The organism is Cyanobium sp. A1C-AMD, from assembly GCF_024346495.1.
Taxonomy (GTDB): Bacteria; Cyanobacteriota; Cyanobacteriia; order PCC-6307; family Cyanobiaceae; genus Cyanobium_A; species Cyanobium_A usitatum.
The window spans coordinates 1-7,348 of sequence record NZ_JAGQDB010000101.1; the positions used below are offsets into that span (position 1 = coordinate 1).

Genomic DNA, 7,348 nt, shown 5'->3' on the forward strand with positions numbered 1-7,348 from the left:
CCGTGCCCGAGCTGGTGATCTCAGTCCAGCCGGTGCCGGTGGGGCCGCCCGTGCCGCCCATGCTGGCGTCACCCCACACGGTGACCGAGCCGTCGCCCTTGAGGGCCGCAAAGGCGCCCTGGCTACTGAACAGGTTGGTGTAGCCGGTGGCCTTGGCTGCCGGGGCCACCGTGGTGTTGCCGCCCTCTAGGGCGCTGCCCCAAACGCTGATGCTGCCGTCGGCCGTGAGGGCCGCAAACGAATTGAGCGTGGAGTACACCTGGGTGTAGCCCGTGCCGGCGGGGGCCCCAGAGCCGCCATTGTTGGAGTTGCCCCAGGCGGCCAGGGAGCCGTCCTGGCGGACCGCCACAAAGGCCGAGCTGTTGCCGTACAGCTGGCGGTAGCCGCTGTCGGTGGGGGCCTTGAGGTAGGTGAGGGTCGGTGACGTTGAGGTGCTACCACCGCCGAAGGCCGAATCGCCCCAGGCAGCGATGGTGCCGTTGGCGTCGATCGCCGCCATGGCCCGGCTGGTGTTGACAACATCCAGCCAGCCAGTGCTAGTGGGTTTGCCCGTAGCGCCGGTATTGGTACCAGTACCAGTCGAACCCCAGGCGGTGATTGAGCCCCTGGTGGAGTCGGTGGTCGCGAATGCGCCGTAGGAGGCGGTGCCGGTCTGGAAGTCGTTGGCGGTGACGCGGGTGAACGGTAGTGAGTTGTTTACGCCGCTTGAGCCGATGCTGTTGGTGTTGCCCCAGGTGCGGATCGTGCCATCGATCTTTTGCGCCGCGAAGCCGCCACCGTTGGCGTAAATGCGGATGTAGCCAGTGCCGGTGGGCGAGGCGGTGCTAGTGGCGCTGAAGGCACCACCGCCAAGGCTGTTACCCCAGGCGGTGATGCTGCCATCGTTTTTGATGGCAGCAAAGGCGTTTCGGCTGGCCGAAATCATCTGGTAGCCGGTGCCCGTGGGCTCGCCCGTGGCGCCGTTGCCGCTAGAGCCCCAGGAGACACGAGCGAGCCGTCGTTTTTCAACGCGGCGAAGGCCTTCTCGTTGGAGGTGATCACGGTGTAGCCGGTGCCGGTGGGGGCATCGGCCTGGAGGCCGCCGTTGAGGGAGTTGCCCCACACCTTCACCTGGCCGTCGGTGGTGAGCGCCGCGAAGGCGCTCAGGTTGCGGAACTGCTCGCCCGTGGCGCCAAGGCCATCGGGGCCGCCGAGGCTGGTGCCGGTGCCCGGGCGCTGGCCGGGCAGGGTGTTGCTGGCGCTCACATCCAGCTTCACGAGCTGGGGGGTGCTGCCTGCGGCATTGGTGGCCGTGACATGGACGTATTGGTCGACTGCGGTGCCGAGGCCCACCCGGCCGCTGATCACGCCGGTGTTGGGGTCGAGGCTCAGGCCCGGCGGCAGCACCCCATTCGGCGGCAGCACCCCATTGGTGCCGATCACCACATTCTTAATGGTGTGGAAGTTGTTATTGCTGGCGCCGGTGGTGCCCGTGAAGCCGAAGGCCCACAGCGCCTTATCGGTGGTCTGCCAACCAGTGACATTGGTTGTGTCAGAGGCCAACACATTGTTGACCCATACCTGCAGGCGCCCCTCGGCGCTCATTGCCAGCCTGAAGGGTAAGTAGGTATTGCTTGTATAAAGGGCGCCGGTAAAGGGGTTGGCGACAGTGGTACCAGAAACCCGCTGCCCGCTCAACCAAACAGCCACCTCCAGGTTGGCATTGCTGGTGGCGCCGGTTGGCAGTTCAGTGATAACAACGCGCAGGCCCTTGCTGTGATCGCCGGGGTTGCCATAGTTGAAGCTGATGCCGCCGCCGCCAACCGTGGTGCCGCCGCCCACCTTGTAGTTGAAGCTGGCCGTAAATGCCGTGGGGTTCTGCTCACCCTGCCCCAGGAATTGAACCCAGCTGGTTTGATTGTTCGTATTCTGGGTTAGTTCAATCGCACCGCTATTGAATCGGCTATTGCCATTGATGTAGGCACCGGCGGGCAGGCTCCCGGCGTTCGCCAGCGTGGTGCTGATCAGGGTCTGGGGCGCCACGCTGTAGGTGGTGGGGCCGGCGCTGCCGGCCGCCGCGATGGCAATCGTGGTGGGCACTCCAGGTAAAATTGCCTGGGTAGAGGAGCTGCTGAAAACCGGGGCACCAGAGGCCAGGTTCAGCCTGAATGGTTGTGAGGTGGCGCCATCGGCATTGGTGGCCACAATGTTGAACACGTGCTGGCCCGCGCTCGCCGCCGTGGTGGGCGTACCGGAGATCACACCGGTGCTGGGGTCGAGCAACAGACCGGCGGGCAAGCCCCCGTTGGTCACGATCGCGAGATTGTCGATGCTGTGACTGCTGGTGTTCGCGCTGGTGTTGGCGGAGCCCAGGGCGAACTGCCAGTTGGAGCGGTCGGAGGCGTTCACCTTGCCGCTCAGGTTCGCGTTTAAAACCTGGGCGCTTTCATAGCTGACCGACAGCACATTGGCCGCATCGAGCTTGATCTGCACCGGCTTGGCCCCGCTGCCAAAACTGACGGGCGCCGAGGCGATGAGCGTGCCGTTCCAGCGCACCTCAACGGACGAGGGCACTGTTGTGATGATAGCCCCCGCCTTGGTATAGGCCTCGAGGAAGCTGACTACGAGGCCGTTGCTGCCGACCATGGAGGTCGCGCTGCCTGTGGTGCTGGTGAGCGTGCCGTAGTTGAAGCTGGTTCCGCTTGCCGTAGTACCGCCGACGGTGACACTGCCAGCGCTGTAGTCAAAAGCCGCGGTGAAAGACCCGGGGCTGGCGGTTCCCAGCTTGGGCAGGATGAGCGCGCCGTTGGTGCTAGCGCTGCCCGGGTTAAGCGCAGCCGAACCACCGCTGATTTGGGCGTTGCTCAGCACCCAATCCGATGGCAGGGCGGAGAAACTCGTTTCAAATAAGGTCGCTGGAGCGATCGAATACGTCGGCGAGCCCGTGGCCGCTACAGCAAACGATGATCCGGCGACGGTGCGGGTGAAATCAGCGCTAGCAGCGCTGGTGAACACGGGCGCCGCCAAGATCAGGCCCGATTGGTCCCAGGCCTGGGAAAAGCGTTCCGTTTGGGCTTTGATGGGCTCGGTTGTATAGCCAAGCGTTAAATCGCCGCCCAGGGCGGCCGAACCGGTGGGGGTGACGCTGGCGGCCACCGCGGCCCCCGTGAGTGCCGCCAGCCCATCAACAAAGCTTCGCCCCTCGCTCGACGCCGCCACGGAGCAGCCGTAAAGCAGGATCTCGGCCCCGGGGGCTAGGTGCTGCCGCCAGCCGGCCATGGCATCCGCACGCAACTGCAGGGTGGCATTGCTGATCCGTTGCCCGGCCAGAAGCAGCGCGCCCGGTTCGCCGTGGCTGATGACGCGAACGACCGAGGCGCCCGGATGGGCGGCCAGGGCAGCGCCGATCTGGCCGATGGCACCCTGGCCCGGCTCCAGCACTACCACCCGCGCGCCGGCGAGTTCTGCCTGCGGCACCGAGCCCGCGAGCTCGGGGCTGAGCAGCACCAAGTTGAAGGGGTCGCCGGCTGGCGGCGGCCCCGCCGCCGCACCGCCAGTTTTGGCGGCAGGCCGGCCGCAGACTGTTGCAGACAGGCCAAAAGCCCCTTTGCTCTGGCTGGCGCGCAACGCGGTAACGGCCACAGATGTTAAACCAATAATTATTGGGTTAATATTACACTATTGCACTAAGTTAAGCGTCAGATTGACGCATTAAAACGGCTCCTCAAATGGGTAGTCAGTCATCACTACAGCTTGGCGGCCCTAGCCATGTTATCATTCTTGCGGATTGCATTAAAAGCACATTAGCGTTCAAATATAATAGTTTGCCGTTTAAATATGGTCTCTTTTTTGTTCTAAATGCAAGACTTCTGTTAGGATTTAAAAATTGCCCAGCTTCCTAGCCCTCCCTATGGATAACGTCGTGACACAGCAGAGACGGGTCCTGAATGTGGGCGGCCAGTCCCGCGGAATCCAACTCCCTAGCCCCTACGCCACGTTTGAGCAGGTTCTGCTTGATCTCGATCCCGGGGTCGGCGCCGACATCGTGCTCGACGTGAGAGAGCTCACCAGCCTGGAGCCGCAGCAATTTGATGCCATCTATTGTTCCCACAACCTCGAGCATGTGCGCCAGCACGAAGTGCCCGTGGTGCTGGCCGGCTTTCGCCATGTGCTCAAGCCCGGCGGCCTGGCCCACATCATCGTGCCCGATCTCCAGGAGCTGATGCTCGCCTGCGTCCAGAAGGGGATCGACCTCGATGGCCTGCTCTACGAATCGCCCATGGGTCCGATCACCCCGCTCGATGTGCTATTTGGCCACGGCGGCATGATCGCCCAAAGCGGCCAGGATTATTACGCCCATCGCACCGGCTTCAGCAGCCGCACCCTGGCCAATGTCGTGGAAGCCAGCGGCTTTAGCCCGATGTTCTGCCAGCAGGGCAACCTGGAACTCAACCTGATCACCTTCAACGGCGATCCCGACCCCGAACTCGCGGCCCTATTTAATCTGCCCCTCGACAGCCCAGAGCCGTCAGCAGGCTTCTAGGGAATCGGCGATGGCTTCCGTGCCAAACGGCCCTCTGGCCGCAGCGATTGCCCTGCATCAGCAGGGTCAGCTGGAACAGGCGCGCCAGGGCTATGGAGCGATCCTGGCGAGTGATTCGGGCAACGCTGCTGCCCATCACTACCTGGGGTTGCTGGAGCACCAGAGTGGCAACCCGATGGCTGCGCTGCCGCACCTGCAAACAGCGGTGCAAAGCGAAGCGGCTGAGCCCTTTTACTGGGTAAACCTGGGCAACCTGCTCAAGGATTTGCAGCGGCCCCAGGAGGCTGAGTCTGCCTACCAGCGCGCCCTGGCCCAGGAGCCCGGCGACGCCCTGGCGCTCTACAACCTTGGCCATCTCTACCAGCTCTATGGCCGCTGGAACGAGGCGGCCGCCAGCTTTGGCCAGGCCACAGCCGCCCAGGACGACTTCGTGCTCGCCTGGCAAAAGCTCGCCGCTATGGAGCTGCGCGCCAACCGGCGCGAGCAGGCCTTAGCGGCGGCCGAACGGGCCGTGGCCCTGGCGCCCGATGACGCGACGAGCTGGTTTCACCTGGCCGATGCCCTGGGCCGCTTCGAGCGCTGGCCCGAGTCCTTGGAGGCCCTAGAGCGCTCCCTTGCCCTGCAACCGCAGTTTGCCGAGGCCTGGAACAACCTGGGTCTGGCGCGCAAGCAGCAAGGCGATCTAGCCGGGGCAGCGGCCGCCTTTGAGGCCGCCCTGGAGCAGGCCCCGCCCAGCGATCCGGCCAACGCCTCGCTGGCGGCCGAAACCTGTTCCAACCTGGCCCAGCTCGAGCTCGACGCCCACCAACTCCAGGGCGCCCAGCAGTGGAGTGAGCGGGCGCTGGCCTTGGATCCCCAAAACGCCCAGGTGCAGTTCACCAAGGGCAACGTGCTCAATGCCTTAGGGCAGTACGAGCTGGCGGCCTCAGCCCTGCGCCGGGCCCTAGAGCTCCAGAGCGATTTCCCCGAGGCGCTCAACAATCTCGGCAACATCCTGCTCAACCTGCAGCGCCACAGCGAGAGCATTGCCATCTTTGAACGGGCCATTTCCCAGCGCAGTGATTACGCCGAGGCCCTGGCCAATCTGGCCAATGCCCAGCGCGAAGCCAGCTTTCCCGACCTGGCCGAAAAGGCCCTGCTGGAAGCGATTCGGATCAATCCCGAGTTCGCCGCTGCCCACTCCAACCTGGGCAATGCCTATTTCGACCAGGGCAAGGTGGATATGGCCCTGCAGAGCTACCACCGCGGCATCGACCTGGGCCAGGACGATCGCGACTTTGTGCCCAACTATCTGTTCGCCCTCAACTACAGCCCCAGCGCCAGCGATGCCCACCTGGCCGCCGAGGCCCGGCGCCTGGCCCAGGCCAAATTTGACGCCCTAGGTAGCGAGGCACTAGGCAGCAAGGCCCTTGCCCTGGCACCAGCGCCAATCGGCGCGCGCCGGCTACGGCTGGGCTATGTGTCGCCCGATTTCTGGATGCATCCGGTGGCCCGGTTTCTGCTGCCGGTGCTCGAGCACCACGACCACAGCCAGTTTGAGATCTTCGCCTACTCGTCGCGCTATCTCAAGGATGGCTTCACCAGCGAGATCGCCAAGCGGGTGGAGCACTGGCGTGATGTCCACCCGCTCGATGATGCATCCCTGGCCGATCTGATCCGCGCCGATGGCATCGACCTGCTGATCGACCTCACCATGTACTCCCGCGATTGCCGTCCGGGCCTGTTCGCCCGCAAGCCGGCGCCGGTGCAGATCACCTACCTGGCCTATGTGGGCACCACCGGCCTGGCCGCCATGGACTACCGCATCACCGATCGGGTGCTCGATCCGCCCGAAGGCGGGCCCCTGCCCTTCAGCGAGCAGCCCTTGCGTCTGCCGCGCTGCTGGTGGAGTTTTGCCGTGCCGCCGCCGGTGGTTGCCATCCCCGAGGTGGTGCCGCCCCCCTGCCTGGGCAGCGGCGTGATCAGCTTCGGCAGCCTGAATAACTTCGTGAAGGTGAACGAAGGGCTGCGCGAGCTCTGGGCCCAACTGGTCGCCAGCGTGCCCGGCTCGAGGCTGGTGCTGCACATCAAGGAAACCAGGGCCCGCCTGGGATTGCTGGAGTTCTTCGCCGAGCGCGGGGTTGCGAGCGATCGAATCAGCCTGATCGGCTATCAAAACGGGCCCGATTACATGGCCACCTACGGCCAAATCGACATCGCCCTCGACACCTCCCCCTTTGCCGGCGGCACCACCAGCTTCGATGCCCTCTGGATGGGGCTCCCCCTGGTGACCCTGGCCGGCGAGCGCAGCTCCAGCCGCGGCGGCGCCAGCATTCTCACCAGCCTGGGCCGGCCCGACTGGATCGCCCGCAGCCCCCAGGAGTACATCGCCATTGCCCAACGCCTCGCCGCCGATCCCCAAGCTCTGGCGACAATCCGCAGCGGCCTGCGCGCCGAACTGCAGGCCTCGCCCCTGATGGATAACGCCGGCTTCACGCGGGAGCTTGAAGCGCTCTACCTGCAGGCGTGGGACGAGAGGAGTGGGGGCGGCTGAGCAGGCGGCCGTAGTCGATGCTCAACTTGAGGGTCTGGCTGGTGAGGGTCTGGCCGGTTAGGCCCGGGCGGATGGGGGCGGCAGGGTGCCCCGCACCCGGCCCTGGTTGGATCGGCGCCAATTGCACGCTTCAGCTGGGAGAGTCAGCTGGGACGGTCCAAACGCTTGAGCCGCAGGTCGCTCACGCCGGCGATGGCTTCAAAGTCAGCGTCAAAGCTGACAAGTAAGGCGTTGTGGTGCAGGGCCACGGCTGACACCAGTAGATCCAGGCTGGGCACCGTGCGGCCGACCTG

Annotated in this window: 5 protein-coding genes; 2 read left to right on the top strand and 3 right to left on the bottom strand. The window is 64.8% G+C overall.

The window, feature by feature from the left end; translation table 11 throughout:
* On the bottom strand, positions 1 to 925 hold a 925-nt coding region (locus KBY74_RS12660), incomplete at its 3' end, for a hypothetical protein (RefSeq protein ID WP_254943001.1).
* Complete coding sequence (locus tag KBY74_RS12665) at positions 922 to 3,621, bottom strand: DUF4347 domain-containing protein (RefSeq protein ID WP_254943002.1); 2,700 nt, start codon at positions 3,619 to 3,621, stop codon at positions 922 to 924. The genes KBY74_RS12665 and KBY74_RS12660, both read right to left, overlap by 4 nt.
* A gap of 280 nt (positions 3,622 to 3,901) precedes the next feature.
* Between KBY74_RS12665 and KBY74_RS12670 the strand changes: the two genes are divergently transcribed.
* On the top strand, positions 3,902 to 4,522 hold the full coding sequence (locus tag KBY74_RS12670) for a class I SAM-dependent methyltransferase (protein WP_254943003.1): 621 nt from the start codon (positions 3,902 to 3,904) through the stop codon (positions 4,520 to 4,522).
* A 19-nt stretch (positions 4,523 to 4,541) separates the two neighbouring features.
* Complete coding sequence (locus tag KBY74_RS12675; protein ID WP_254943004.1) at positions 4,542 to 7,055, top strand: tetratricopeptide repeat protein; 2,514 nt, start codon at positions 4,542 to 4,544, stop codon at positions 7,053 to 7,055.
* A 143-nt stretch (positions 7,056 to 7,198) separates the two neighbouring features.
* On the opposite strand, the gene KBY74_RS13915 is transcribed toward KBY74_RS12675, so the two are convergent.
* Positions 7,199 to 7,333 carry a PIN domain-containing protein gene (locus tag KBY74_RS13915; protein ID WP_396123193.1) on the bottom strand — a complete coding sequence of 45 codons (135 nt, stop codon included), beginning with the start codon at positions 7,331 to 7,333 and terminating at the stop codon, positions 7,199 to 7,201.
* Between the last annotated feature and the right edge of the window lie 15 nt (positions 7,334 to 7,348).